The 26,779-nt window shown below is 52.5% G+C and carries 23 protein-coding genes; 5 read left to right on the forward strand and 18 right to left on the reverse strand.

Annotation, left to right across the window (positions count from 1 at the left end):
* Positions 1 to 119 precede the first annotated feature (119 nt).
* The 12 genes from nuoL to lrhA all read right to left on the reverse strand — a co-directional run bounded on the left by nuoL (position 120) and on the right by lrhA (position 13,556).
* Positions 120 to 1,961, reverse strand: coding sequence for an NADH-quinone oxidoreductase subunit L (gene nuoL / locus ACUU1I_RS00875; protein WP_001056647.1), 1,842 nt, complete (start codon positions 1,959 to 1,961; stop codon positions 120 to 122).
* Positions 1,958 to 2,260, reverse strand: coding sequence for an NADH-quinone oxidoreductase subunit NuoK (gene nuoK / locus ACUU1I_RS00880; RefSeq protein WP_000612644.1), 303 nt, complete (start codon positions 2,258 to 2,260; stop codon positions 1,958 to 1,960). Before nuoK ends, nuoL begins: the two co-directional genes overlap by 4 nt.
* Positions 2,257 to 2,811: an NADH-quinone oxidoreductase subunit J gene (gene nuoJ, locus ACUU1I_RS00885; protein ID WP_000393511.1), complete on the reverse strand. Its 555-nt coding sequence runs from the start codon at positions 2,809 to 2,811 to the stop codon at positions 2,257 to 2,259. Before nuoJ ends, nuoK begins: the two co-directional genes overlap by 4 nt.
* A gap of 11 nt (positions 2,812 to 2,822) precedes the next feature.
* Entirely contained in the window at positions 2,823 to 3,365 is a 543-nt protein-coding gene (gene nuoI / locus ACUU1I_RS00890; RefSeq protein WP_000172749.1) for an NADH-quinone oxidoreductase subunit NuoI, read from the reverse strand.
* Between the two features lie 14 nt (positions 3,366 to 3,379).
* On the reverse strand, positions 3,380 to 4,357 hold the full coding sequence (gene nuoH, locus ACUU1I_RS00895) for an NADH-quinone oxidoreductase subunit NuoH (RefSeq protein WP_000118499.1): 978 nt from the start codon (positions 4,355 to 4,357) through the stop codon (positions 3,380 to 3,382).
* Positions 4,354 to 7,080, reverse strand: a complete 2,727-nt coding sequence (gene nuoG, locus ACUU1I_RS00900; RefSeq protein WP_005069929.1) for an NADH-quinone oxidoreductase subunit NuoG — start codon at positions 7,078 to 7,080, stop codon at positions 4,354 to 4,356. The genes nuoH and nuoG overlap by 4 nt, the downstream gene beginning before the upstream one ends.
* Before the next feature lie 52 nt (positions 7,081 to 7,132).
* Positions 7,133 to 8,470: an NADH-quinone oxidoreductase subunit NuoF gene (nuoF, locus tag ACUU1I_RS00905; protein ID WP_000789502.1), complete on the reverse strand. Its 1,338-nt coding sequence runs from the start codon at positions 8,468 to 8,470 to the stop codon at positions 7,133 to 7,135.
* Positions 8,467 to 8,967 carry an NADH-quinone oxidoreductase subunit NuoE gene (nuoE, locus tag ACUU1I_RS00910; protein WP_000545042.1) on the reverse strand — a complete coding sequence of 167 codons (501 nt, stop codon included), beginning with the start codon at positions 8,965 to 8,967 and terminating at the stop codon, positions 8,467 to 8,469. The genes nuoF and nuoE overlap by 4 nt, the downstream gene beginning before the upstream one ends.
* Positions 8,968 to 8,969: 2 nt before the next feature.
* Complete coding sequence (nuoC, locus tag ACUU1I_RS00915) at positions 8,970 to 10,772, reverse strand: NADH-quinone oxidoreductase subunit C/D (protein WP_000247883.1); 1,803 nt, start codon at positions 10,770 to 10,772, stop codon at positions 8,970 to 8,972.
* Between the two features lie 93 nt (positions 10,773 to 10,865).
* Positions 10,866 to 11,528: an NADH-quinone oxidoreductase subunit NuoB gene (gene nuoB / locus ACUU1I_RS00920; RefSeq protein ID WP_000386733.1), complete on the reverse strand. Its 663-nt coding sequence runs from the start codon at positions 11,526 to 11,528 to the stop codon at positions 10,866 to 10,868.
* 15 nt (positions 11,529 to 11,543) lie between these two features.
* Entirely contained in the window at positions 11,544 to 11,987 is a 444-nt protein-coding gene (gene nuoA, locus ACUU1I_RS00925) for an NADH-quinone oxidoreductase subunit NuoA (RefSeq protein ID WP_000062995.1), read from the reverse strand.
* 630 nt (positions 11,988 to 12,617) lie between these two features.
* Positions 12,618 to 13,556, reverse strand: a complete 939-nt coding sequence (gene lrhA, locus ACUU1I_RS00930) for a transcriptional regulator LrhA (RefSeq protein ID WP_000622286.1) — start codon at positions 13,554 to 13,556, stop codon at positions 12,618 to 12,620.
* 963 nt (positions 13,557 to 14,519) lie between these two features.
* Here lrhA and alaA point away from each other — a divergent pair.
* Entirely contained in the window at positions 14,520 to 15,737 is a 1,218-nt protein-coding gene (alaA, locus tag ACUU1I_RS00935) for an alanine transaminase AlaA (RefSeq protein ID WP_000074527.1), read from the forward strand.
* Between the two features lie 83 nt (positions 15,738 to 15,820).
* Positions 15,821 to 16,420, forward strand: a complete 600-nt coding sequence (gene yfbR / locus ACUU1I_RS00940; protein WP_000813851.1) for a 5'-deoxynucleotidase — start codon at positions 15,821 to 15,823, stop codon at positions 16,418 to 16,420.
* Between the two features lie 58 nt (positions 16,421 to 16,478).
* Here yfbR and ACUU1I_RS00945 read toward each other — a convergent pair whose 3' ends face one another.
* From ACUU1I_RS00945 to yfbV, 4 genes are all read right to left on the reverse strand, one after another.
* A complete protein-coding gene (locus ACUU1I_RS00945) occupies positions 16,479 to 18,311 on the reverse strand; it encodes an SLC13 family permease (protein WP_001012912.1) in 1,833 nt (610 codons plus the stop codon).
* Positions 18,312 to 18,397: 86 nt separating this feature from the next.
* The gene (hxpA, locus tag ACUU1I_RS00950) at positions 18,398 to 19,048 is read right to left on the reverse strand and encodes a hexitol phosphatase HxpA (protein ID WP_001203407.1); all 651 of its coding nucleotides are present in this window, start codon (positions 19,046 to 19,048) and stop codon (positions 18,398 to 18,400) included.
* 10 nt (positions 19,049 to 19,058) lie between these two features.
* Positions 19,059 to 19,553 carry a YfbU family protein gene (locus ACUU1I_RS00955; RefSeq protein ID WP_000426124.1) on the reverse strand — a complete coding sequence of 165 codons (495 nt, stop codon included), beginning with the start codon at positions 19,551 to 19,553 and terminating at the stop codon, positions 19,059 to 19,061.
* A gap of 82 nt (positions 19,554 to 19,635) precedes the next feature.
* Positions 19,636 to 20,091, reverse strand: a complete 456-nt coding sequence (yfbV, locus tag ACUU1I_RS00960; protein WP_000106622.1) for a terminus macrodomain insulation protein YfbV — start codon at positions 20,089 to 20,091, stop codon at positions 19,636 to 19,638.
* Between the two features lie 337 nt (positions 20,092 to 20,428).
* Between yfbV and ackA the strand changes: the two genes are divergently transcribed.
* The 3 genes from ackA (at position 20,429) to yfcC (ending at position 25,560) form a co-directional block, all read left to right on the forward strand.
* Positions 20,429 to 21,631 carry an acetate kinase gene (gene ackA / locus ACUU1I_RS00965; RefSeq protein ID WP_000095707.1) on the forward strand — a complete coding sequence of 401 codons (1,203 nt, stop codon included), beginning with the start codon at positions 20,429 to 20,431 and terminating at the stop codon, positions 21,629 to 21,631.
* A 74-nt stretch (positions 21,632 to 21,705) separates the two neighbouring features.
* Entirely contained in the window at positions 21,706 to 23,850 is a 2,145-nt protein-coding gene (gene pta / locus ACUU1I_RS00970) for a phosphate acetyltransferase (protein WP_000086722.1), read from the forward strand.
* 189 nt (positions 23,851 to 24,039) lie between these two features.
* Positions 24,040 to 25,560: a putative basic amino acid antiporter YfcC gene (yfcC, locus tag ACUU1I_RS00975; protein WP_001274496.1), complete on the forward strand. Its 1,521-nt coding sequence runs from the start codon at positions 24,040 to 24,042 to the stop codon at positions 25,558 to 25,560.
* A gap of 32 nt (positions 25,561 to 25,592) precedes the next feature.
* Here yfcC and yfcD read toward each other — a convergent pair whose 3' ends face one another.
* Both yfcD and yfcE read right to left on the reverse strand, forming a co-directional pair.
* Positions 25,593 to 26,135, reverse strand: a complete 543-nt coding sequence (gene yfcD, locus ACUU1I_RS00980; protein WP_000437935.1) for an NUDIX hydrolase YfcD — start codon at positions 26,133 to 26,135, stop codon at positions 25,593 to 25,595.
* 57 nt (positions 26,136 to 26,192) lie between these two features.
* Entirely contained in the window at positions 26,193 to 26,744 is a 552-nt protein-coding gene (yfcE, locus tag ACUU1I_RS00985; protein ID WP_005069953.1) for a phosphodiesterase, read from the reverse strand.
* Positions 26,745 to 26,779 lie beyond the last annotated feature (35 nt).

A 26,779-nucleotide genomic window follows, 5' to 3' on the forward strand; every position in this document is an offset into this window, starting at 1 on the left:
CAACGAATTCTCACGACAGAAAATTCTCTTCGGACTGGGGGTAGTGTCGGATGCGCCGCGAAGGCAGCTTATCCGACCTACGTTCTTATATGCCCAGGGGCAATCCCACAATCCTTAACTCAACGCAGTACCATCAACAGTGCCAGCACCACGACCGCACCGATGCTCATGGATGCCACATACCAGCGCAGATAACCGTTCTCGCTTAACAGCAGACCTTTACCTGCAAAGCGGGAAAGAACCGCCGGGATGTTCATCATTGAGTTCAGCGGATCGCGTTTCAGCAACCAGGCAATACCCAGGAACGGCTTGACGAACACTTTGTCGTACAGCCAGTCAAAGCCCCAGGCGTTGTACCACCAGGTACTCAGCAGGCGGCCCGGCGCACTGTTGGCGATGGAGGTCACCAGAGTACGTTTACCCAGCCACAGCCAGGCTGCCAGCAGAATGCCGACCACCGCGACCACGCCAGAGGTAATTTCCAGGGTCAACATGCTGCCGTGCGCCAGTTCCGTCGTTTGCGGAAGCACGCCCTGCAGCGGCGGTACAATCAGTGCGCCAACGAAGGTGGAAAGGATCAGCAGCACAATCAGCGGCAGGCTGTGAGTTACCCCTTTCACGGCGTGAGCGTGAATTTGTTCTTTTCCGTGGAAGACGATGAAAATCATACGGAAGGTGTAGAGCGAGGTCATAAACGCACCGACCAGACCTGCCACCATCAGATTGATATGACCATTCGCCATCGCACCCGCGAGGATCTCATCCTTACTGAAGAAGCCCGCAGTGACCAGCGGCAGTGCCGACAGTGCTGCGCCGCCCACCAGGAAGCAGAGATAAACCAGCGGAATAGATTTACGCAGACCGCCCATCTTGAAGATGTTCTGTTCGTGATGGCAGGCCAGAATGACGGAACCGGATGCCAGGAACAGCAGCGCTTTAAAGAACGCGTGAGTCATCAAGTGGAAAATCGCCGCATCCCATGCCTGCACGCCAAGCGCGAGGAACATGTAGCCAATCTGGCTCATGGTAGAGTAAGCGAGAACACGTTTGATGTCGGTCTGTACCAGCGCGGCAAAACCGGCCAGCAGCAGCGTAACCGCCCCGACAATACCCACCAGATGCAGAACTTCCGGCGTCATCAGGAACAGGCCGTGGGTACGGGCGATCAGGTAGACACCCGCGGTTACCATCGTTGCGGCGTGGATCAGCGCGGAGACAGGCGTCGGGCCCGCCATCGCGTCAGCAAGCCATGTCTGCAACGGCAACTGCGCAGATTTACCGACCGCACCGCCCAGCAGCATCAGCGTCGCCCACATCAGCATGTTATTGCCGTCAGCAAAGTGCGCTGGTGCCAGTTCCACCATTTCGCGGAAGTTCAGGGTGCCCAGTTCGTTGTAAAGAATGAACAGTGCGAAAGCGAGGAAAACGTCACCCACACGGGTCACGACGAACGCTTTCATTGCTGCTGCGCCATTCTTCGGATCGGTGTAATAGAAACCGATCAGCAGATAGGAGCACAGGCCCACGCCTTCCCAGCCGAGGTACATCAGCAGCAGGTTATCGGCGAGAACCAGAACTACCATGCTGGCGATGAACAGGTTGGTGTAGGCGAAGAAGCGAGAGTAGCCCTCTTCACCGCGCATGTACCAGGAGGCGTACATGTGAATAAGGAAACCCACACCAGTGACCACCGAGAGCATGGTCAGCGACAGGCCGTCCAGCACCAGGTTAAAACCGATGTTAAAGTCGCCTACCGACATCCACGTCCACAGCGGCTGGCTGTATGCCTGCTCGCCGTTAGCGAAGAAATCAACGCCGATAAAGGCGGTTACCTGCGCCGCCAGGCCCACAGAGCCAACGCCGACGATCGCCGAAACGTTTTCAGACCAGCGCCCACGGGAGAACGCCAGCAGGACGAAGCCAATCAATGGCAAAATAATGGTTAAGGCAAGCATGTTCATCCGCGCATCTCACTTACTGAATCGATGTTCAGGTTCTGGCGACGACGGTGAAGTTGCAGCAGCAGCGCAAGGCCGATACTCGCTTCTGCCGCCGCGAGGCTGATGGCGAGAATGTACATCACCTGACCGTCGGTCTGACCCCAGTAGCTTCCGGCGACCACAAAGGCCAGCGCGGAGGCGTTAATCATGATTTCCAGACCAATCAGCATAAACAGCAGATTGCGACGGATAACCAGACCGGTTAAGCCAAGAACGAATAAGATTGCCGCGAGGATCAGTCCATGTTGTAAGGGGATCATGCGTGCTCCTCCGTTTTTCTTTTCGCGCTGTCGTCTTTACGATTGCTCAGCACTTCACCCGCACGCTCTTCACGACCGACGTGGAAGGCCACAACCAGACCCGCGAGCAGCAGCATAGAAGCCAGTTCCACCGCCAGTACGTAAGGCCCGAACAGCGTAATACCCACTGCTTTAGCACTGATTGGCGTACCGTCGATACCCTGATCGTTAACACCGAGGATGGCGTAAACAATCACCACCAGCATGATGGCCGACAAAATTGCCGGGCCAATCCACACCTGCGGTTTCAGCCACTGGCGTTCCTGTTCGATTTCTGAACCGCCCAGGTTGAGCATCATCACCACGAACACGAACAGCACCATAATGGCACCCGCGTAGACGATAATTTCCAGCGCACCGGCGAAGTAAGCGCCTAGTGAGAAGAACACCCCGGAAATCGCCAGCAGCGAAATAATCAGGTACAGCAGTGCGTGTACCGGATTGGTATGGGTGATCACTCGCAAGGTCGCAAGTATGGCTATCAGGCCACAGATATAAAAAGCGAACTCCATTGCCCCTCTCCTTACGGTAACAGGCTCTTGACGTCGATAGGCTTGGCTTCGTTCTCTGCTTCGCCCTTATCTTTGCCGTCGATTGCCATACCTGCCATCCGGTAGAAGTTATATTCCGGGTATTTGCCCGGACCGGAGATCAGCAGATCCTCTTTCTCGTAAACCAGATCCTGGCGCTTGTATTCCCCCATTTCGAAATCCGGGGTTAACTGAATCGCCGTGGTCGGACAGGCTTCTTCGCACAGACCACAGAAAATGCAGCGTGAGAAGTTAATGCGGAAAAATTCCGGATACCAGCGACCGTCTTTGGTTTCTGCTTTTTGCAGCGAGATACAGCCGACCGGGCAGGCTACCGCACAGAGGTTACAGGCTACGCAACGCTCTTCGCCGTCCGGGTCGCGGGTCAGAACGATACGACCACGATAACGGGGCGGCAGATAGACCGGCTCTTCCGGGTACATTCGCGTTTCGCGTTTGGCGAACGCGTGCAGGCCGATCATCCAGATACTACGAACCTGGGTGCCGAAACCTACTAACAATTCTTTTAAGGTCATGGTCTTATTGCCCCTTATTGCGCCTGCCAGAGAATGACAGCCGCCGTTACCAGCAAGTTGATCAGCGTCAGCGGCAGGCAGATTTTCCAGCCGAAGGACATTACCTGGTCATAACGCGGACGCGGTAACGACGCACGAATCAAAATGAACATCATCATAAAGAACGCGGTTTTCAGCGCGAACCAGATGAATGGCGGTAACAACGGGCCTTGCCAGCCACCGAAGAACAGCGTCACCATCAATGCAGAGATGGTCACAATCCCGATGTACTCACCCACGAAGAACAGACCGAACTTCATACCGGAATATTCAATGTGGTAACCATCCGCCAGTTCCTGCTCGGCTTCCGGCTGGTCAAACGGGTGACGGTGACACACCGCCACGCCCGCGATGGCAAAGGTAATAAAACCAAAGAATTGCGGGATGACGTTCCACACATGCGCCTGGCTGTTGACGATGTCGGTCATGTTGAATGAACCGGCCTGCGCCACCACGCCCATCAGGGAAAGCCCGAGGAACACTTCGTAGCTCAGGGTCTGCGCAGAAGCACGCATCGCACCCAGCAGCGAGTATTTGTTGTTACTTGACCAGCCCGCAAACAGCACCGCGTAAACCGCCAGACCTGCCATCATCAGGAAGAACAAAATCCCGATGTTCAGGTCGGCAACCACCCAACCCGGACTGACTGGCACAATTGCAAAGGCCAGCAGCAGCGAGGTAAAGGCAATCATCGGTGCCAGGGTAAAGATGACGCGATCCGAGAATTTCGGGATCCAGTCTTCTTTAAAGAACATTTTGATCATGTCCGCAACCAGCTGGAGCGAACCGCCCCAGCCAACACGGTTAGGTCCATAACGGTTCTGGAACAGACCCAGCAGGCGACGTTCGCCAAAGCTCATGAATGCCCCACAGGTGACAACCACCAGCAGGATCCCCACCGCTTTGAGGATGGTCAGCAGGATCTCAATCAGTTCCGGTGATATCCAACTCATTGTTGTGCCTCCTTGAGATCCTCAAGATGCGCGCCAGCCAGCACCGGAGCAATGCCGGACATACCCATCGGCAAGCCCACCTGCCCTGCCGTCAGTCCTTCGGCGATTTCAACCGGCAGCGTGACCGTATTGCCATCGTAACTAAAGGAGACGCGTGTACCTGCGTTCACACCCAACTTCGCGGCATCCGCTGGGTTGAGTTTGATGTACGGCTGCGGCATACGGCTCTGGAAGACCGGAGCACGCTGTGACAATTCATCGCTGCCAAACAGGTGGTAGTACGGCGCGATACGCCATTTCCCGTCCTGCGGCTGGAAGCGTGCCGGTACGCTGGTGAAGTAATCCAGACCGTTTTCGCTGGTTTCAAACAGACGCACGCCCGGATCGCCAAAGCGCAGTTTGCCGCCCACTTCGTCCTGGAATTTGTTCCACGCCTGCGGGGAGTTCCAGCCCGGCGCCCAGGCAAACGGCACTTGCGAACGGTGCGCGGTCGGCTGGTTGTTACCTTCCATCGAGAAGGTGAACATGGTGTCAATATCCTGCGGCTGACGCGGCTCATGAACGCTGATATTGGCGCGCATGGCGGTACGACCGCTGTAACGGTGCGGTTCACGGGCCAGTTTCTGCCCACGAATACGGAATGTCGCATCCGGCGCAGCATCTTTGATACCCGCCAGTTCCGGGATTTTCGCCACAACAGCGTCAATTACATGGTCGAGCTGCGTCCAGTCCACTTCACGGCTCAGCAAGGTGCTGTGCAGCGAGTGCAGCCAGCGCCAGCTTTCCAGCATGACAGTTTTGCTGTCGTAATAAGCCGGATCGTAAACCTGGAAGAAACGTTGGGCGCGACCTTCATTATTAATTACCGTACCGTCGCTTTCAGCAAAGCTGGCAGCGGAAAGCACCAGATGGGCGTTTTCCATGATCGCTGTGCGTTGATGATCAACCACCATCACCAGCGGCGCTTTAGCCAGCGCAGCATTCACGCGGGTAGCAGAAGCGTAACGATGCAGATCGTTTTCCAACACCACCACCGCGTCGGCGCGTCCGGTTTCCAGTTCGGTTAACGCTTCTTCAAGCGAACCGCCACCCATAATGCCCAGCCCCATGCTGTTGACGGAACGGGCAATCATGGTGATACCAACGTCAGCGCCGCGACCTTTCAGGGCTTTCGCGACGTTAGCCGCAGCCTGAATCACCTCTATGCTACCGGCGTTCGTCCCGGAGATAATCAACGGTTTCTTCGCACCTGCCAGTGCCTGCACGATGACGTCGATTTTGTTTTGCAGCTCAGGTTCGATACCGTCAACCGCTGGTGCGGAGTTATCCAGCGCATGGGCGATGGCAAAACCTAAACGCGCCTGATCTTCAACCGGTGCGCGGTAAGTCCACGCCGCGATATCATCCAGACGAGTGTCATCAACGTTGGTAACAAACAGCGGATGCTTCGCACGTTGACCGATGTTGAGGATTGCCGCAATCTGCCAGTCAGCCACTTTCTGTGCTGCAGCCATTTCGCGCGCTTTACCTTTCACCGCCTGACGCACTGCCAGTGCGACGCGCGCGCCGGTCTGGGTAACGTCTTCGCCCAGCACCAGTACCGCATCGTAAGATTCGATTTCGCGCAGAGCCGGAGTATAAATGCCGCCTTCACGCAGCACTTTCAGCGCCAGTTGCAGACGTTCCTGCTCACCGTGAGCGATACCGGTGTAGAAGTTTTCTTCGCCCACCAGTTCACGCAGCGCAAAGTTGCTTTCCACGCTGGCACGCGGAGAACCAATACCGATCACTTTCTTCGACTGACGCAGAATATCTGCCGCGCCCTGCATTGCCTGTTCGGCGTTGAGGGTAATGAAATCATCGCCACGACGCTGTACTGGCTGACGCGGACGATCCTTCAGGTTGACGTAACCGTAACCGAAACGACCACGGTCGCAGAGGAAGTAGTGGTTTACCGTACCGTTGTAACGGTTTTCGATACGACGCAGTTCGCCGTAACGTTCACCGGGGCTGATGTTACAGCCGATGGAACATTGCTGGCAGATGCTCGGCGCAAACTGCATATCCCATTTACGGTTGTAACGCTCGGAGTGCGTTTTGTCGGTAAATACGCCGGTCGGGCAAATTTCGACCAGGTTACCGGAAAATTCGCTTTCCAGCGTGCCGTCTTCCGGGCGACCGAAGTAGACGTTGTCGTGCGCGCCATAAACGCCCAGATCTGTACCGTCAGCGTAATCTTTGTAGTAACGCACACAGCGGTAGCAGGCGATGCAGCGGTTCATTTCGTGAGAGATGAATGGCCCCAAATCCTGATTACGGTGGGTACGTTTGGTGAAACGGTAGCGACGGAAGCTGTGTCCGGTCATCACGGTCATATCCTGAAGATGGCAGTTACCGCCTTCTTCACATACCGGACAGTCGTGCGGGTGGTTGGTCATTAACCACTCGACCACACTTTCACGGAACTGTTTCGCTTCTTCGTCGTCAATGGAAATAAAGGTGCCATCGGAAGCCGGTGTCATACAGGACATCACCAGGCGACCACGCGTGTCTTCCGCGTTTTGGTATTGCTTCACCGCACACTGGCGGCAAGCACCGACGCTTCCCAGCGCCGGATGCCAGCAAAAGTAAGGAATATCAAGGCCCAGAGACAGACAAGCTTCCAGCAGGTTGTCCGCTCCGTTGACCTCGTATTCTTTGCCGTCTACATGAATTGTAGCCATTAGCATGCTTCCAGTTTTCTCGGTCAGGGACCGAGCGTTAATCGAAATTCGGTTACCAGCGCTCTTTCAGCAGGTTCGGCTGAATCCCATTAATCAAATGGGTATTGCTGAACGGCTGTTTGATTCCCGCCTCAAATTCTTCGCGGAAATATTTGATGGCGCTCTGTAACGGCTCCACTGCACCAGGTGCGTGGGCACAGAAAGTTTTACCCGGGCCTAAGAATCGACACAGTTGCTCAAGTGTTTCGATATCGCCCGGCTGGCCTTCGCCACGCTCCAGCGCACGCAGAATTTTCACGCTCCACGGCAGACCGTCGCGGCACGGCGTACACCAGCCGCAGGACTCACGGGCGAAAAACTCTTCCAGGTTACGCACCAGCGACACCATGTTGATCTCATGGTCAACCGCCATCGCCAGCGCCGTACCCAGACGGCTGCCCGCTTTACCGATACTTTCGAATTCCATCGGCAGATCAAGGTGCGCTTCGGTCAGGAAGTCAGTCCCCGCGCCGCCTGGCTGCCAGGCTTTAAATTTCAGACCATCACGCATACCACCGGCGTAATCTTCGAGGATCTCGCGTGCGGTGGTGCCGAACGGCAGTTCCCACAGTCCCGGATTTTTCACCCGACCGGAGAAGCCCATCAGCTTGGTGCCAGCATCTTTACTTTTCGAGATGTTCTGATACCACTCCACGCCGTTAGCGAGGATCGCCGGAACGTTACACAGGGTTTCGACGTTGTTGACACAGGTCGGTTTGCCCCATACGCCGGAGGTTGCCGGGAAGGGGGGTTTCGAGCGTGGGTTAGCACGACGCCCTTCCAGGGAGTTGATTAACGCTGTTTCTTCCCCGCAGATGTAGCGCCCTGCCCCGGTATGGACGAACAGTTCGAAGTCGAAACCTGTTCCCATAATGTTTTTGCCAAGCAAGCCCGCTTCAGTGGCTTCGGCAATAGCGCGGCGCAGATTTACTGCCGCTTCGATATATTCGCCACGCAGGAAGATGTAGCCACGGTAAGCTTTCAGCGCAAACGCGGAGATGAGCATACCTTCCACCAGCAGGTGCGGCAGTTGCTCCATCAACAGGCGGTCTTTATAGGTGCCCGGCTCCATTTCATCGGCGTTACACAGCAGGTAACGGATGTTCATGGATTCGTCTTTCGGCATCAGGCTCCACTTCAGGCCAGTCGAAAAGCCCGCGCCGCCGCGCCCTTTCAGACCAGCGTCTTTTACCTGATTAACGATTTCGTCCGGAGACAGCCCGGTCAGCGCCTTACGCGCCCCTTCGTAACCGTTTTTGCTGCGGTATTCGTCCAGCCACACTGGCTGTTTGTCATCGCGCAGACGCCAGGTCAGCGGATGCGTTTCGGGAGTACGGATAATGTTTTTCATTTATACCGCTCCAGCAGTTCAGGGATCGCTTCCGGGGTCAGATGCGCGTGAGTGTCCTCATCGATCATCATGTTTGGCCCTTTATCACAGTTCCCCAGGCAGCAAGTTGGCAGCAGCGTAAAGCGGCCATCAAATGTCGTTTGCCCTGGTTTGATGTTCAGCTTTTTCTCGAGCGCCGCCTGAATACCCTGATACCCGTTGATATGACAGACCACGCTGTCGCAATAACGGATCACATGGCGACCAACCGGCTGGCGGAAGATCTGACTGTAGAACGTTGCCACACCTTCGACGTCGCTTGCCGGAATACCCAGCACATCGGCGATCGCGTGGATCGCACCATCCGGCACCCAGCCACGCTGCTTCTGAACGATTTTCAGCGCTTCAATGGACGCCGCACGCGGGTCTTCGTAGTGGTGCATCTCGTGCTCAATCGCTTCACGCTCTGCCGCACTCAGCTCAAAAGCCTCGGTTTGTGGTTGTTGATTCTCGTGCATAATTAGCGGTCCACATCTGACATAACAAAATCGATACTGCCCAGATAAACAATCAGGTCAGACACCAGGCTGCCGCGGATCGCCGCCGGAATTTGCTGCAAATGCGCATAACTCGGCGTGCGGATACGAGTGCGATAACTCATGGTGCTACCGTCGCTGGTCAGGTAGTAACTGTTGATCCCCTTGGTCGCCTCAATCATCTGGAAAGATTCATTGGCAGGCATCACCGGCCCCCACGACACTTGCAGGAAGTGGGTGATCAGGGTTTCGATATGTTGCAGCGTGCGCTCTTTCGGCGGCGGCGTGGTCAGCGGGTGATCCGCTTTGAACGGGCCTTCCGGCATGTTGTTGAGGCACTGCTCAAGAATGCGCAGACTCTGGCGCAGCTCTTCCACTTTCAGCATTACGCGGGTGTAGCAGTCAGAAACACCACCACCAACCGGGATTTCAAAGTCGAAGTTTTCATAGCCAGAATAAGGACGCGCCTTACGCACGTCGAAGTCGATCCCGGTAGCACGCAGGCCCGCGCCAGTGGTGCCCCACTCCAGCGCCTCTTTCGCGCCATAGGCGGCAACGCCCTGGGTACGACCTTTCAGAATGGTATTTTGCAGCGCCGCTTTCTCGTAAGACGCCAGACGTTTCGGCATCCAGTCGAGGAACTCACGCAGCAGACGATCCCAGCCGCGCGGCAGGTCGTGCGCTACGCCGCCAATACGGAACCACGCCGGGTGCATACGGAAACCCGTGATCGCTTCCACCAGATCGTAAATTTTCTGACGATCGGTAAAGGCGAAGAACACGGGCGTCATTGCGCCGACGTCCTGAATAAAGGTCGAGATGTACAGCAGGTGGCTGTTGATACGGAACAGTTCGGAGAGCATAACGCGAATGACGTTAACGCGATCCGGCACGGTGATCCCGGCCAGTTTCTCTACCGCCAGCACGTAAGGCATTTCGTTAACGCAGCCGCCGAGGTATTCAATACGGTCGGTATACGGAATGTAGCTGTGCCAGGACTGGCGCTCGCCCATTTTCTCCGCACCACGGTGGTGGTAGCCGATGTCTGGTACGCAGTCGACAATCTCTTCGCCGTCGAGTTGTAAAACGATACGGAAAGCCCCGTGCGCCGACGGGTGGTTCGGACCGAGGTTGAGGAACATGAAGTCCTCGTTTTCGGTGCCGCGCTTCATCCCCCACTCTTCCGGTTTGAAGGTCAGGGCTTCCATCTCCAGATCCTGTTTGGCTTTGGTCAGCTCAAACGGCGAGAATTCGGTAGCGCGCGCCGGGTAATCTTTACGCAGCGGGTGACCTTTCCAGGTTTGCGGCATCATGATGCGGCGCAGGTTCGGGTGACCGTCGAAAGTAATGCCAAACAGATCCCAGGTTTCACGCTCATACCAGTTAGCGTTCGGGAACAGTTTGGTGAAGGTCGGTACGTGCAGGTCGTTTTCTGCCAGCGCCACCTTCAGCATGATGTCGCGGTTACGATCGATAGAAATCAGATGGTAGAAAACGGAAAAATCCGCGGCAGGTAACCCTTCGCGGTGTGTGCGCAGACGTTCGTCCATGCCGTGTAAGTCAAACAGCATGACGTAAGGTTTCGGCAGTTTCTTTAAGAAATCGCCAACTTCCAGTAATTGTTCACGCTTGATCCACACAACGGGAACCCCGGTGCGAGTCGCCTGAACAGTAAAGGCATCCGGCCCAAAACGGTTGCGCAGTTCGCCAATTACCGGATCATCAAGATGATCGCGGGTCTGCCAGGCGGGTTCTTGCGCGGTTAAGTCGGTCATATTGTTCACCATTGCAAATGGTCCGTGGTGACTGTCGGCGCAGTAAGCTTCGCGAAATAGATTTAGGAATAAGCGAAGAAAAATCCCTTTGCCGACAGGCGCAAATTAAATCTCGTCAGGTGTACGCAGGTTGGTTACGGCAATGCGTTCACCGCGCTTGCGTTCGCGCTCTGATTGCATATTGGCGCGATAAACGCCCTGATCGCCAACCACCCAGGAGAGCGGACGACGTTCTTTGCCGATAGATTCCTGCAACAGCATCAGTGCCTGCATGTACGCTTCAGGACGCGGCGGGCAGCCCGGGATATACACATCAACCGGGATGAATTTATCGACGCCCTGCACAACGGAATAAATATCGTACATACCACCAGAGTTGGCACAGGCCCCCATTGAGATAACCCATTTTGGTTCCAGCATCTGGTCATACAGACGCTGAATAACCGGTGCCATTTTGGTAAAGCAGGTTCCTGCAACCACCATCAGGTCAGCCTGACGCGGCGAAGCACGCAATACTTCTGCGCCAAAACGCGCCACGTCATGCACCGCGGTAAACGAAGTCACCATCTCAACGTAACAGCAGGAAAGACCGAAGTTATACGGCCAAATTGAGTTTTTACGACCCCAGTTAACCATGTCATTGAGCTTGCCCATAAACACGTTTTTGTTAACTTCTTGCTCCAGAGGGTCGGTTACGATCTCCTGCTTTTGCAGGGGGTAACGGTCGTTCTCACCGTTGGGATCTATGCGGGTGAGCGTATAATCCATCTTAATGCCTCGCGGTTAGCGTTGACGATTAGCGATACTGTTCGTTTCCGGGTTCATACACTCGCGGCGTGAACGCGCGGGCGTCCAGTCCAGCGCGCCAATACGCACCAGATAAACCAGACCTGCCAGTAACACAAAAATAAAAATTGCAGCTTCCACAAAGCCTACCCAGCCGCTTTCGCGGATAGAGGTTGACCATGCGAACAGATACAGCGCTTCAACGTCGAAGATAACGAAGAACATGGCCACCAGATAAAACTTGGCGGACAGGCGTAAGCGGGCGGAGCCGACCGAATCGATACCGGATTCAAACGGCACGTTTTTCGACCTCGCGCGTGCGCGACCGCCTAAAAACCAACCGCCTACCAGCATCAGGCAACACAGGCCAATGGCAACGATAAGAAAGATAGCGAATGCCCAGTGATGAGCGATGACTTCAGTGGATGTTGACATACTCATTGCTTACTCATCAAAAGTAGCGCCAGATTCACTGCTCTTCACGGCAGATGGACGCCACATCGATTCATGGGGAGGAATAAAAAAAACCTTACAATCACTGTAGAAATTCTTTTATACAGCTAATTGATGTGGTCTTTTACTCCTTTCTATAACCTTTTGTCAACTTTAACAAAAGTTTCTTCACATTAGTTTACATAATATCAACACCATTAGCATTTAATGCCCTTTCACCCCAGATCCTTGACGACTCCAGGATAATTAGATGTTGTTGAATCGTGTCCGTTGTGAAGCAATGGAAAAAATACGGGTCTATTTTGACAGGAATTTGTGTCGATTCCTCCCCCCAAAAGAGAGTATTTTCTTGATCTGTGACACGCTTTTGTTATTCCATAACAAAAACGCAGCAACAAATTTACGTATTTTTTAACATCATTGTAGCAGGTGATTTTTTTCAGGCGATTATTTGTGCGTTCGGGACGTGAATCTCTGGTGATTGAAAAATAAACAGTTTTGTACGTTCTGCACTATGCGAGGAAGGATTTTTACTAAAAAAAAGCCGCTGGGGTTTAAAACACCCCCAGCGGCTCGTTTTTTACACTATTGTCTCAGGAATTATCTATCGTCCGTCGATTACTCGATATCCCTTTCAATCAACAATGAATCATCCCCTTCCGGAGCAGACATTGGGCTGTATTGCCACGGATTATGGTAGCTCTCCATCGCCTGATAGATCACCTGGGCCAGCTCATTATTACTGGACGGGTCATAGCACAGCAAATATTCGGTATCAGGTAGCGGCGGTAAGCCATCTACTCCACTCAGCACACGCAGGTCCGGGCTCATCATCTCAACCGGCCTTGCCGTCACGCCAAGACCGGCTTTCACTGCCGCACGAACGGCCGGAAGCGTCGAGGCGACATAAGCCAGTCGCCATGGAATATCTGCTTTATTAAGCGTCGCCAGCACCATATCGCGAAACGGACTTGGATCATCCAGCAATACAAGAGGGATCGGCTCGCCTTTTTGCAATACGTATTCCGCTGCGCAGTACCAGTGTGTTGGCGAGGTACGCAGGTTCAATGCCTTAAACGCTGAAGGACGATGGGTGGTTACCATCAAATCCACTTCCTGGGATTCCAGCATTTCTGCCATATAGGCATTACGTTTAACGCGGACATCCAGCGCTAATTTCGGATAAACCGAACTCACGCGATTTAACAGGAAAGGTAAGATCGTATCGGCAGATTCATCTGAAGCACCGATAGTTAACACGCCCTGAAGATTACTGAACATTAATGATGAGCAGGCCTCATCATTAAAACGCAGGATTTTCCTGGCGTAACCAAGAAGTTGAATGCCATGTTCAGTTAACAGTTTGTTGCGACCGTGACGAGCGAACAGTTCTTTCCCAACGAGTTGTTCCAGACGCTGCATTTGCTGACTTACGGCGGACTGAGTACGACACACAGCGGCAGCTGCGGCAGCAAAAGTGTTCAGATCGGCAACAGCAACAAATGTTCTCAGCAGATCGAGGTCGAGGTTAATTATCGGACGATTTGCACTTATCATATATTATCACTTACTGGCGGCTCATACTGAGCTGGTTAATGCTGTGCACACACAAACAAGCAATTCCATTTGTAATGTGCCTCCCTGGCAGTTTCATCCGGAACCCGGACGAAAGTAAAAATGCATATGAGTTGCACTAAAAAAGCGACTCACATTGTTCCGTTATAATGCCTGAAGTAGATCACAGAATATATCTTCAGGGATCGCATATCTATTAAGTTACTCACTCTTTTCTATTTATGACATGCGCGTGTTTGTATAAATGTAAATGTGAGTCCTTGTTCCACTCTCGTGCAGCATCGCTGGTCATACGCGAACACGTACAAACAGCAATGGTGAAGCGGCATCAAGAGCAGGGATCCGTCATTTATGCGAGCATTTTACCCCAAAACCTTTTATTTATAAGGGTCATTGCGAATTATCTGATGCAAAGTTATGTTATGTTATGTTATGTTATGTTATGTTATGTTATGTTATGTTATGTTATGTTAGGCAAAGTAATCTTCTATTATTAATAAGCACATCAAAACCTTTTTGAATATTAAATAATAATTAATTAGCATCATCCTCATTCATTAATTCCGCTTAACAATAGTTTCACACCTTATCCCCATTGCGACACCTCGGAAATCATCACGCTGTTAAACTCTCCGTAATGCGGAAATATCATCATCGCGTTTCATTAGTGAATTCTTAAATGAGGCATTTTCACACAATTATCTTACAGATAAAAAAACCAGACTTGCAATTAAGAATTAGAACAATTCACTATATAACATTACATGTAAAGCATATACACCTCATTATTTTGTCATTATTAAGTTATTAACAGCACAATCGAGCCTTCCCCTCTGGCAAAATCTTATTCTGCAGACCTTCAAAACACCGTCCTGGGGGAGTACATTGTTCTAAGCTGACTTCCACGGCAGGGAGTGGCGATAACAGCAAAAAAGGTCAAGATTCATGTCCCCCATTGAAAAATCCAGCAAATTAGAGAATGTCTGTTATGACATCCGTGGTCCGGTGCTGAAAGAAGCAAAACGCCTAGAAGAAGAAGGTAACAAGGTACTGAAACTGAACATCGGCAACCCAGCCCCATTCGGTTTTGACGCGCCAGATGAAATCCTCGTTGACGTGATACGCAACCTGCCTACCGCTCAAGGGTATTGCGATTCCAAAGGGCTTTACTCCGCGCGTAAAGCCATCATGCAGCACTACCAGGCTCGTGGCATGCGTGATGTTACCGTGGAAGATATTTACATCGGCAATGGTGTATCGGAGCTTATCGTTCAGGCAATGCAGGCATTGCTGAACAGCGGGGACGAAATGTTGGTTCCTGCACCAGATTACCCACTCTGGACCGCGGCGGTTTCGCTTTCCAGCGGTAAAGCGGTGCATTATCTTTGCGATGAATCCTCTGACTGGTTCCCGGACCTCGATGATATTCGCGCTAAAATTACGCCTCGTACGCGTGGGATTGTTATTATCAACCCAAATAACCCAACCGGCGCGGTATATTCCAAAGAGCTTTTAATGGAGATTGTGGAGATTGCACGTCAGCATAATCTCATTATCTTCGCCGATGAAATTTATGACAAAATTCTCTACGACGATGCTGAGCATCACTCAATTGCGCCGCTGGCACCTGACCTGCTGACCATTACCTTTAACGGACTGTCGAAAACGTACCGCGTTGCAGGCTTCCGTCAGGGGTGGATGGTGTTGAACGGGCCGAAAAAACACGCCAAAGGCTACATCGAAGGTCTGGAAATGCTGGCTTCAATGCGCCTGTGTGCTAACGTTCCTGCGCAACACGCCATTCAGACCGCGCTGGGTGGTTATCAGAGCATCAGTGAATTTATTACCCCTGGCGGTCGTCTTTATGAGCAGCGTAACCGCGCGTGGGAACTGATCAACGATATTCCGGGCGTTTCCTGCGTGAAACCTCGTGGTGCGCTGTATATGTTCCCGAAAATCGACGCCAAACGCTTTAACATTCATGACGATCAGAAAATGGTGCTGGATTTCCTGTTGCAGGAAAAAGTTCTGTTGGTGCAAGGGACGGCATTCAACTGGCCGTGGCCGGATCACTTCCGCATTGTCACGCTACCGCGTGTCGATGATATCGAGCTGTCTTTGAGCAAGTTCGCGCGTTTCCTTTCTGGTTATCATCAGCTGTAATCTTAATTTCACTGCCGGAGATTGCATCCGGCAGTGTTATCCCGCCACAATGACCTGATGATGTCATCATACGTAAGGTCACTATGAAACAGAGCCATTTTTTTGCCCATCTCTCCCGCCTGAAACTCATTAACCGCTGGCCGCTAATGCGCAACGTGCGGACGGAAAATGTGTCCGAACACAGTTTGCAGGTAGCGATGGTCGCCCATGCGCTGGCAGCTATCAAAAATCGGAAATTTGGCGGTAATGTCAACGCCGAACGTATCGCTTTACTGGCGATGTACCACGATGCCTCAGAAGTGCTCACCGGCGATCTCCCTACTCCGGTGAAATACTTCAATGCGCAAATCGCTCAGGAGTACAAGGCTATTGAAAAAATCGCTCAGCAGAAACTGGTCGATATGGTTCCGGAAGAACTGCGGGATATCTTTGCGCCGTTAATTGACGAGCATGCATATAGCGATGAAGAAAAATCGCTGGTGAAACAGGCAGATGCACTGTGTGCATATCTGAAATGTCTGGAAGAACTCGCGGCCGGAAATAATGAATTCTTGCTGGCAAAAACGCGACTGGAAGCGACGCTTGAAGCGCGTCGCAGCCAGGAGATGGACTACTTCATGGAAGTATTTGTTCCCAGCTTCCATCTTTCGCTCGATGAGATTAGCCAGGATTCACCGCTGTAAGCAGCCGGAGTCTGCGTCGCATCAGGCAATAAGCGCCGGATGCGACATCAGGCTCTTGTCAAAACGGAAACAGCATCGGGATCATCACCACACAAACCGCCATCACGATAATGGTGAACGGTACCCCCAACTTCACAAAGTCACTGAAGCTGTAATTTCCCGGACCTAAAACCAGGGTGTTAACAGGTGAAGACACCGGTGTCATAAAGGCGGCGGATGCTGCCATCGCCACGACCATCGCAAATGGATAAGGCGACACTCCCATCGTTTTGGCAGCAGCCAGCGCAATCGGAGCCATCAACACCGCCGTCGCGGTATTAGAGATAAACAGCCCAATAACCGCCGACAAGACAAACAAACACCCCAGCATCATATGTGGCCCATAACCGCCGCCAATATCCATCAGCCCTTTCACCGCCAGCGCGACACCTCCCGTTTTCTGTAATGCCACAGCAAACGGCATCATCCCAACGATCAAAATAATGCTCGGCCAGTGAATGGATTTATAGGCGCTTTCAGCATCTATACAGCGGAATTTCCCCATCAGCAGGCAGGCGATGATAGCGGCAACAGGATTAGGAATTTCATTTGTCAGCATTAACGCCACCATTAGCACCAGACAGAAAATGGCATGGGGTGCCTGGCTGTGCGCGGGCGATGCTTCACTCACCTCTTCCGGTAAGTTCAGCGCTACGAAGTCGCGGCCCTGTTTGGCCAGCATACCGATCAGTTTCCAGTTACCCACAACCAGGATGATATCGCCCAGCAGCAGAGGCTCATCCGCCAGCGAACCTTCCAGCGCCACGCCATTGCGCTTGAGCCCCACCACATTCAGTCCGTAGCGGGTACGAAAACCAATTTCGCGCACCGATTTACCAATCAGTTCTGACTCAGGAATTAATGAAATCTCTGCCATGCCCACATCAAGGGCCTGGTCAGAAAAATACTCGCCGCGCAGTACCATCGGCTCCAGCAATTGCTCACTACAAAATTGCCGGAGATCGACATCAGCCGCAGACATATCAATAAGCAAAACGTCACGCGCGCGAAATTCAGAAACCCCATTAACGTTCACGATAACGCGACGAAAACGCCGCCAGCGTTCAACACCGATGACGTTAGCGCCATAACGCTCACGTAATTTGAGATCATCCAGCCGTTGACCTATCATTGGCGATCCGGGGCGAATAGCCAGACGTCGCGCACGCCCGGTCAGTCGATATTCACGGATAAGATCGCGAAAGGTTCGACGCGTCCAGCCTTCGCGCTGCGGGGTCTGGGTATCCCCTTTCAGCATGAAACGCATCACTAACATATACAAAATACCCAGCACCAGCACGACCAGGCCAATAGGTGTTACGCTAAAGAAACTGAAGCCGTGATAGCCTTCACGCAGCAATTCACTGTTGACTACCAGGTTCGGCGGCGTCGCCACCAGCGTCATCATGCCGCTAATCAGCCCGGCAAAACTTAACGGCATCATCAGACGTGACGGCGAAGTTTGCATACGCATGGCAACGCTTAACACCACGGGAATAAAGATAGCGACAACGCTGGTTGAACTCATAAACGCGCCAAGCCCCGCGACGGTCAGCATCAACAAAACCAACATTTTGATTTCACTGTTGCCCGCCACTTTGACCAGCCATGTTCCCATTACGGTGGCAACACCGGTACGGACCAAACCATCGCCAATAATAAACAAGGCGGCAATCAGGACAACGTTAGGATCAGAAAAGCCGGAAAATACTTCGGGGACCGTCAGCGTTCCGCTTAATGCAAACGCGACAATAACAAACAAAGCGACCGCATCCATACGCACTCTGCCCGTCGCAAACAAGACGATGGCAACGGCCAGTAATGAAAGAACCCAAATCAATTCACCGTTCACAACTTATCCTTGTTAATTGAGGGGGATGACTTGATTCTGCCATAAAAAAGCCCCGACGAGACGGGGCTAAATCATGATCAGGTGTTTCACTGAATAATAACATCGCCATTTGGCTGTTTGGTCACAGTAATTTGCTCCAGACTGTGGAGGACCAAATCGACCTCATTCAGGCGCGGGGTATCTGCCGGAGCGTTAACCGCAATGACATGGCAACCCGCCGCTAGGCCAGAAAGCACGCCAGCGGGAGCATCTTCCACCACCACACACTCCTGCGGCGCAAGCCCCAGCAGCTGCGCACCTAACAGATACGCATCAGGTTCTGGTTTTCCGCGCTTCACTCGCTCAGCGGTTACAAACACCTCTGGTGCGGGAAGCCCCGCTATTTTATGGCGCGCTCGCGCTACCGGCATGGAGCCAGAAGTCACAATGGCCCACGGAATACCTGCTTTATTCAAATGATTGAGTAAGGCGATTGCCCCAGAAAGCGCGGTAATACCTTCGGTTTCCGTGGCCTCGATTTGCTCCAGACGCGTAAACTCGGCGGCAATATCAGCCTCGGATTTGCCCGCCATAAAATGGCGCAAAGAGGTGATCGCCTGTTTACCGTGAATGAAAGCCAGCACCTCTTCCGGCGCTAACCCATGACGTCTGGCCCAGTTGCTCCACGCCCGTTCTACCGCAGGCAGGGAATCCACCAGCGTTCCATCAAGATCAAACAGAAAACCTTTGCACCGCACGCGGGCCTCCTCAGGCGTTGATAATTTGATTAATTTCGTTGGCGCTCAAATGGTACTGACGCGGGCAGGCATGCCACACATTAAGCATGCGCTGATATTTTTCCCACATTGGCGTCTGGGCGTTAAAACCATGAGTCCCAGCGTCAAAATGGGTATAGCGCCCTTCCACATTAACCATAAAGCGGACATAACCGAGGTAACGTGCTTCAGTGGCGGCGTCAAAGCCGAGGAAGGTGACACGACGTTCATCGATGGATTGCTGGTCCTGCAAATTAGACCAGGAAACATGCAACGCATGATACATCTCCATAATGTCGATGATAGTGCGGCAGGTTTCTTCTTTCAGCTCGCCAAACTCGCGATCCAATTCACGCATCTGTAATCCGTAACCACGCTCAATAATTGTTTGCAGGCGACGGTAACGTTCAGCATTTGCCGGATCGAGCATAGTCATCATCTTGTACTGATTAGACAAAATAAGACGTTGCGCGTTGGTCATTTCCATTGTTGACTCCTGTATCACTCTACTACGGTGAAAAAAAAGAAGGCTGAGTATGCCTTCTTTTATATGCGTAATCAGGGGTCAATTACAAATCATCAAGGAAAGTTTTATCCAGTTGTTTGAAGGCGCGCTTAAGCGTGTCAGCTAATGCCTGGTAATCAGGCTTGCCTTCAACGGGTGCCAACACCTGTCCAGACTCCTGCAATTTACCGCGAACTTCATAAAACCAGTTAAGGATTGCAGGGGGTAATGGCGTTACAGAACGCTTGCCCAGCCACCACAATCCCTGCATGGGTAAACTTAAGGCGAACAGTGCAGTGGCAACTGCCGGCCCAAGCAGACCGCCCAGGGCAATCTGCCAGCAGAGAGTAAATACGGCGATCGGCGGCATAAAACGGATCGCATAACGCGTCATCTTGATAACGCGATTTTCGACAAAGACCGGGGCAAGGCGTTTTTCCAGTGGCCACGTCTTTGAGTAATGCTGTCCGCGGCGAAACAAGCTAAAAAAATTAACAGAACGATTATCCGGCGTTGACATGCTTCACCTCAACTTCACATATAAAGATTCAAAAATTTGTGCAAATTCACAACTCAGCGGGACAACGTTCAAAACATTTTGTCTTCCATACCCACTATCAGGTATCCTTTAGCAGCCTGAAGGCCTAAATAGTACATATTCATTGAGTCGTCAAATTCATATACATTATGCCATTGGCTGAAAATTACGCAAAATGGCATAGACTCAAGATATTTCTTCCATCATGCAAAAAAAATTTGCAGTGCATGATGTTAATCATAAATGTCGGTGTCATCATGCGCTACGCTCTATGGCTCCCTGACGTTTTTTTAGCCACGTATCAATTATAGGTACTTCCATGTCGAGTAAGTTAGTACTGGTTCTGAACTGCGGTAGTTCTTCACTGAAATTTGCCATCATCGATGCAGTAAATGGTGAAGAGTACCTTTCTGGTTTAGCCGAATGTTTCCACCTGCCCGAAGCACGTATCAAATGGAAAATGGACGGCAATAAACAGGAAGCGGCTTTAGGTGCAGGCGCCGCTCACAGCGAAGCGCTCAACTTTATCGTTAATACTATTCTGGCACAAAAACCAGAACTGTCTGCGCAGCTGACTGCTATCGGTCACCGTATCGTACACGGCGGCGAAAAGTATACCAGCTCCGTAGTGATCGATGAGTCTGTTATTCAGGGTATCAAAGATGCAGCTTCTTTTGCACCGCTGCACAACCCGGCTCACCTGATCGGTATCGAAGAAGCTCTGAAATCTTTCCCACAGCTGAAAGACAAAAACGTTGCTGTATTTGACACCGCGTTCCACCAGACTATGCCGGAAGAGTCTTACCTCTACGCCCTGCCGTACAACCTGTACAAAGAGCACGGCATCCGTCGTTACGGCGCGCACGGCACCAGCCACTTCTATGTAACCCAGGAAGCGGCAAAAATGCTGAACAAACCGGTAGAAGAACTGAACATCATCACCTGCCACCTGGGCAACGGTGGTTCCGTTTCTGCTATCCGCAACGGTAAATGCGTTGACACCTCTATGGGTCTGACCCCGCTGGAAGGTCTGGTCATGGGTACCCGTTCTGGTGATATCGATCCGGCGATCATCTTCCACCTGCACGACACCCTGGGCATGAGCGTTGACGCAATCAACAAACTGCTGACCAAAGAGTCTGGCCTGCTGGGTCTGACCGAAGTGACCAGCGACTGCCGCTATGTTGAAGACAACTACGCGACGAAAGAAGACGCGAAGCGCGCAATGGACGTTTACTGCCACCGCCTGGCGAAATACATCGGTGCCTACACTGCGCTGATGGATGGTCGTCTGGACGCTGTTGTATTCACTGGTGGTATCGGTGAAAATGCCGCGATGGTTCGTGAACTGTCTCTGGGCAAACTGGGCGTGCTGGGCTTTGAAGTTGATCATGAACGCAACCTGGCTGCACGTTTCGGCAAATCTGGTTTCATCAACAAAGAAGGTACCCGTCCTGCGGTGGTTATCCCAACCAACGAAGAACTGGTTATCGCGCAAGACGCGAGCCGCCTGACTGCCTGATTTCACACCGCCAGCTCAGCTGGCGGTGCTGTTTTGTAACCCGCCAAATCGGCGGTAACGAAAGAGGATAAACCGTGTCCCGTATTATTATGCTGATCCCTACCGGAACCAGCGTCGGTCTGACCAGCGTCAGCCTTGGCGTGATCCGTGCAATGGAACGCAAAGGCGTTCGTCTGAGCGTTTTCAAACCTATCGCTCAGCCGCGTACCGGTGGCGATGCGCCCGATCAGACTACGACTATCGTGCGTGCGAACTCTTCCACCACGACGGCCGCTGAACCGCTGAAAATGAGCTACGTTGAAGGTCTGCTTTCCAGCAATCAGAAAGATGTGCTGATGGAAGAGATCGTCGCAAACTACCACGCTAACACCAAAGACGCTGAAGTCGTTCTGGTTGAAGGTCTGGTCCCGACACGTAAGCACCAGTTTGCCCAGTCTCTGAACTACGAAATCGCTAAAACGCTGAATGCGGAAATCGTCTTCGTTATGTCTCAGGGCACTGACACCCCGGAACAGCTGAAAGAGCGTATCGAACTGACCCGCAACAGCTTCGGTGGTGCCAAAAACACCAACATCACCGGCGTTATCGTTAACAAACTGAACGCACCGGTTGATGAACAGGGTCGTACTCGCCCGGATCTGTCCGAGATTTTCGACGACTCTTCCAAAGCTAAAGTAAACAATGTTGATCCGGCGAAGCTGCAAGAATCCAGCCCGCTGCCGGTTCTCGGCGCTGTGCCGTGGAGCTTTGACCTGATCGCGACTCGTGCGATCGATATGGCTCGCCACCTGAATGCGACCATCATCAACGAAGGCGACATCAATACTCGCCGCGTTAAATCCGTCACTTTCTGCGCACGCAGCATTCCGCACATGCTGGAGCACTTCCGTGCCGGTTCTCTGCTGGTGACTTCCGCAGACCGTCCTGACGTGCTGGTGGCCGCTTGCCTGGCAGCCATGAACGGCGTAGAAATCGGTGCCCTGCTGCTGACTGGCGGCTACGAAATGGACGCGCGCATTTCTAAACTGTGCGAACGTGCTTTCGCTACCGGCCTGCCGGTATTTATGGTGAACACCAACACCTGGCAGACCTCTCTGAGCCTGCAGAGCTTCAACCTGGAAGTTCCGGTTGACGATCACGAACGTATCGAGAAAGTTCAGGAATACGTTGCTAACTACATCAACGCTGACTGGATCGAATCTCTGACTGCCACTTCTGAGCGCAGCCGTCGTCTGTCTCCGCCAGCGTTCCGTTATCAGCTGACTGAACTGGCGCGCAAAGCGGGCAAACGTATCGTTCTGCCGGAAGGTGACGAACCGCGTACCGTTAAAGCAGCCGCTATCTGTGCTGAACGTGGTATCGCAACTTGCGTACTGCTGGGTAATCCGGCAGAGATCAACCGTGTTGCAGCGTCTCAGGGTGTAGAACTAGGTGCAGGCATTGAAATCGTTGATCCAGAAGTGGTTCGCGAAAGCTATGTTGGTCGTCTGGTCGAGCTGCGTAAGAACAAAGGCATGACCGAAACCGTTGCCCGCGAACAGCTGGAAGACAACGTGGTGCTCGGTACGCTGATGCTGGAACAGGATGAAGTTGATGGTCTGGTTTCCGGTGCTGTTCACACTACCGCAAACACCATCCGTCCGCCGCTGCAGCTGATCAAAACTGCACCGGGCAGCTCCCTGGTATCTTCCGTGTTCTTCATGCTGCTGCCGGAACAGGTTTACGTTTACGGTGACTGTGCGATCAACCCGGATCCGACCGCTGAACAGCTGGCAGAAATCGCGATTCAGTCCGCTGATTCCGCTGCGGCCTTCGGTATCGAACCGCGCGTTGCTATGCTCTCCTACTCCACCGGTACTTCTGGTGCAGGTAGCGACGTAGAAAAAGTTCGCGAAGCAACTCGTCTGGCGCAGGAAAAACGTCCTGACCTGATGATCGACGGTCCGCTGCAGTACGACGCTGCGGTAATGGCTGACGTTGCGAAATCCAAAGCGCCGAACTCTCCGGTTGCAGGTCGCGCTACCGTGTTCATCTTCCCGGATCTGAACACCGGTAACACCACCTACAAAGCGGTACAGCGTTCTGCCGACCTGATCTCCATCGGGCCGATGCTGCAGGGTATGCGCAAACCGGTTAACGACCTGTCCCGTGGCGCACTGGTTGACGATATCGTCTACACCATCGCGCTGACTGCGATTCAGTCTGCACAGCAGCAGTAATCTCGTCATCATCCACAGCTTTGCGCTGCGGATATCTGAACCGGAAATAATCACTATTTCCGGTTTTTTATTCTCTTAATTTGCATTAATCCTTTCTGATTATCTTGCTTAACTGCGCTGCATCAATGAATTGCGCCATCTCACTTTGCATACTTACCACTTTGTTTTGTGCAAGGGAATATTTGCGCTATGTCCGCAATCACTGAATCCAAACCAACAAGAAGATGGGCAATGCCCGATACGTTGGTGATTATCTTTTTTGTTGCTATTTTAACCAGTCTTGCCACCTGGGTAGTTCCGGTGGGGATGTTTGACAGTCAGGAAGTGCAGTATCAGGTTGATGGTCAAACAAAAACACGCAAAGTCGTAGATCCACACTCATTTCGCATTCTGACTAACGAAGCAGGCGAACCTGAGTATCACCGCGTACAGCTGTTCACGACGGGCGATGAACGCCCGGGCCTGATGAACTTCCCGTTTGAAGGGTTAACCTCAGGATCGAAATACGGGACAGCCGTTGGCATCATCATGTTTATGCTGGTGATTGGCGGCGCGTTTGGCATTGTGATGCGTACAGGAACCATTGATAACGGTATCCTGGCGCTTATTCGCCATACCCGCGGGAATGAAATTCTCTTTATTCCTGCGCTGTTTATTCTGTTTTCACTTGGCGGCGCGGTATTTGGTATGGGAGAAGAGGCCGTCGCCTTTGCCATTATCATCGCACCGCTAATGGTCCGGCTGGGCTATGACAGTATTACCACCGTCCTGGTGACTTATATTGCCACGCAAATCGGTTTTGCCAGTTCGTGGATGAACCCGTTTTGTGTGGTTGTTGCTCAGGGGATTGCCGGCGTTCCGGTGCTTTCTGGCTCCGGGTTGCGCATCGTGGTGTGGGTTATCGCCACTCTGATTGGCCTGATCTTTACCATGGTGTACGCCTCACGAGTGAAAAAGAATCCTCTTCTGTCACGCGTGCATGAGTCCGACCGCTTCTTTCGTGAAAAGCAGGCGGATGTTGAACAACGTCCGTTTACCTTTGGTGACTGGCTGGTATTGATTGTCCTGACAGCCGTAATGGTCTGGGTGATTTGGGGCGTGATCGTTAATGCCTGGTTTATTCCAGAAATTGCCAGCCAGTTCTTCACCATGGGTCTGGTGATTGGCATCATCGGCGTTGTTTTCCGCCTTAACGGCATGACGGTTAATACCATGGCTTCATCCTTTACCGAAGGGGCGCGAATGATGATCGCCCCTGCCCTGCTGGTGGGTTTCGCCAAAGGGATTTTGCTGCTGGTTGGTAATGGTGAAGCAGGTAATGCCAGCGTGTTAAATACTATCCTCAACAGCATTGCCAATGCCATTAGCGGTCTGGACAACGCGGTCGCGGCCTGGTTTATGTTGCTCTTCCAGGCTGTATTTAATTTCTTCGTGACGTCCGGTTCTGGTCAGGCGGCATTAACTATGCCGTTACTGGCACCGCTTGGCGATCTGGTCGGTGTTAACCGTCAGGTTACCGTGCTGGCGTTCCAGTTTGGTGATGGCTTCAGCCACATCATTTACCCAACCTCAGCTTCGTTAATGGCAACGCTCGGTGTGTGCCGGGTGGACTTCCGTAACTGGCTGAAGGTGGGCGCGACCCTGCTTGGACTGCTGTTTATTATGTCCAGCGTCGTAGTGATCGGCGCTCAGTTGATGGGCTACCACTAAAAATGTTAAGAGCCGCAATTGCGGCTCTTTTTTCATTCTGCCGTTTCAGTCTCTACGGCTTCATTTTTGGCATTGCGCTTCATCCACAACGCCAGCGCTTTCAGCGAGTCTGGAGTGAACTCATCGCAGCGTGCGGTGATTTCTTCCGGCGTCAGCCAGCAAACTTCACTGACTTCATCTTCCTGTAGGGCGAAGGGACCGTGAGAGACGCAACTGAACAACGCGCCCCAGACACGGCAATTTTTATCTTCGAAATAGAACTGCCCGTGCTCGGCAAAGGGGACACCGGCAATGCCCAACTCTTCTTCCGCTTCGCGACGCGCGGATTCCAGCAGTTGCTCATCGGCCTGAACTACACCGCCTGCGGTCGCATCTAACATGCCGGGTAAAAAGTCTTTTGTCTCGGTACGACGCTGGACCAGAATTTTGCCCATGCCATCATGCACGACGATGTAAGTTGCACGATGACGCAGACACTGTGCCCGCATTTGTTCCCGGCTGGCTTGTGCAATGACTTCGTTCTCTTCATTGACAATATCCACCCATTCAGTACTTGCCAAACGACGCTGTTCCATTATCAGGAAACCTTCTTTTTCTGGCGCTCTTACGGCGCATTTTGAGTTGTGGGTAAATTACGGATTAATCGCGACCTGCGCAATGATACTTTGATCATTGAGTGCGATTACACTAAGTACGTCATTATCCAGCATGCCATAACTCGCCGGATTACCGCCTTTCGGAATACTCACCGAGCCGGGGTTGAAGTGGAAAATCTCCCCCCGCTGTTCTGCCACTGGCAGATGGGTATGACCGTACACCAGCACATCGTTCTGGTTTAAAGCAGGTAGATTTTCCGGGCCAAAAAGATGACCATGCGTCAAAAACAGACGTTGTTTTTCCAGTAATACCTGTTGCCACGGCGCGGTTATCGGGAAATGCAGCATCATTTGATCCACTTCGCTGTCGCAGTTGCCACGCACAGCGATAACCTTATGTGCCACTTCATTAAGCCGTTCAGCGACTTTGGCTGGCGCGTAACCCTCCGGTAAAGCATTACGCGGGCCGTGATTCAACACGTCGCCAAGGATCACCAGCCACTGGGCACCGCTTTGGACAAACAACTCCACAACACGTTCCGTCGCCGGTAACGACCCATGAATGTCCGATGCAAACATCAGTTTCATCACTCACTCCTCGTCGAAAAAACGTAAGCTATGAT

The sequence above is a fragment of the Shigella sp. SIG3 genome (genome assembly GCF_053555855.1).

Bases quoted from the DNA above. Each gene is read 5' to 3' on its own strand.
- nuoL (WP_001056647.1), bottom strand. From the start codon at position 1,961: ATGAACATGCTTGCCTTAACCATTATTTTGCCATTGATTGGCTTCGTC.
- nuoK (WP_000612644.1), bottom strand. From the start codon at position 2,260: ATGATCCCCTTACAACATGGACTGATCCTCGCGGCAATCTTATTCGTT.
- nuoJ (WP_000393511.1), bottom strand. From the start codon at position 2,811: ATGGAGTTCGCTTTTTATATCTGTGGCCTGATAGCCATACTTGCGACC.
- nuoI (WP_000172749.1), bottom strand. From the start codon at position 3,365: ATGACCTTAAAAGAATTGTTAGTAGGTTTCGGCACCCAGGTTCGTAGT.
- nuoH (WP_000118499.1), bottom strand. From the start codon at position 4,357: ATGAGTTGGATATCACCGGAACTGATTGAGATCCTGCTGACCATCCTC.
- nuoG (WP_005069929.1), bottom strand. From the start codon at position 7,080: ATGGCTACAATTCATGTAGACGGCAAAGAATACGAGGTCAACGGAGCG.
- nuoF (WP_000789502.1), bottom strand. From the start codon at position 8,470: ATGAAAAACATTATCCGTACTCCCGAAACGCATCCGCTGACCTGGCGT.
- nuoE (WP_000545042.1), bottom strand. From the start codon at position 8,967: ATGCACGAGAATCAACAACCACAAACCGAGGCTTTTGAGCTGAGTGCG.
- nuoC (WP_000247883.1), bottom strand. From the start codon at position 10,772: ATGGTGAACAATATGACCGACTTAACCGCGCAAGAACCCGCCTGGCAG.
- nuoB (WP_000386733.1), bottom strand. From the start codon at position 11,528: ATGGATTATACGCTCACCCGCATAGATCCCAACGGTGAGAACGACCGT.
- nuoA (WP_000062995.1), bottom strand. From the start codon at position 11,987: ATGAGTATGTCAACATCCACTGAAGTCATCGCTCATCACTGGGCATTC.
- lrhA (WP_000622286.1), bottom strand. From the start codon at position 13,556: ATGATAAGTGCAAATCGTCCGATAATTAACCTCGACCTCGATCTGCTG.
- alaA (WP_000074527.1), top strand. From the start codon at position 14,520: ATGTCCCCCATTGAAAAATCCAGCAAATTAGAGAATGTCTGTTATGAC.
- yfbR (WP_000813851.1), top strand. From the start codon at position 15,821: ATGAAACAGAGCCATTTTTTTGCCCATCTCTCCCGCCTGAAACTCATT.
- ACUU1I_RS00955 (WP_000426124.1), bottom strand. From the start codon at position 19,553: ATGGAAATGACCAACGCGCAACGTCTTATTTTGTCTAATCAGTACAAG.
- yfbV (WP_000106622.1), bottom strand. From the start codon at position 20,091: ATGTCAACGCCGGATAATCGTTCTGTTAATTTTTTTAGCTTGTTTCGC.
- ackA (WP_000095707.1), top strand. From the start codon at position 20,429: ATGTCGAGTAAGTTAGTACTGGTTCTGAACTGCGGTAGTTCTTCACTG.
- yfcC (WP_001274496.1), top strand. From the start codon at position 24,040: ATGTCCGCAATCACTGAATCCAAACCAACAAGAAGATGGGCAATGCCC.
- yfcD (WP_000437935.1), bottom strand. From the start codon at position 26,135: ATGGAACAGCGTCGTTTGGCAAGTACTGAATGGGTGGATATTGTCAAT.
- yfcE (WP_005069953.1), bottom strand. From the start codon at position 26,744: ATGAAACTGATGTTTGCATCGGACATTCATGGGTCGTTACCGGCGACG.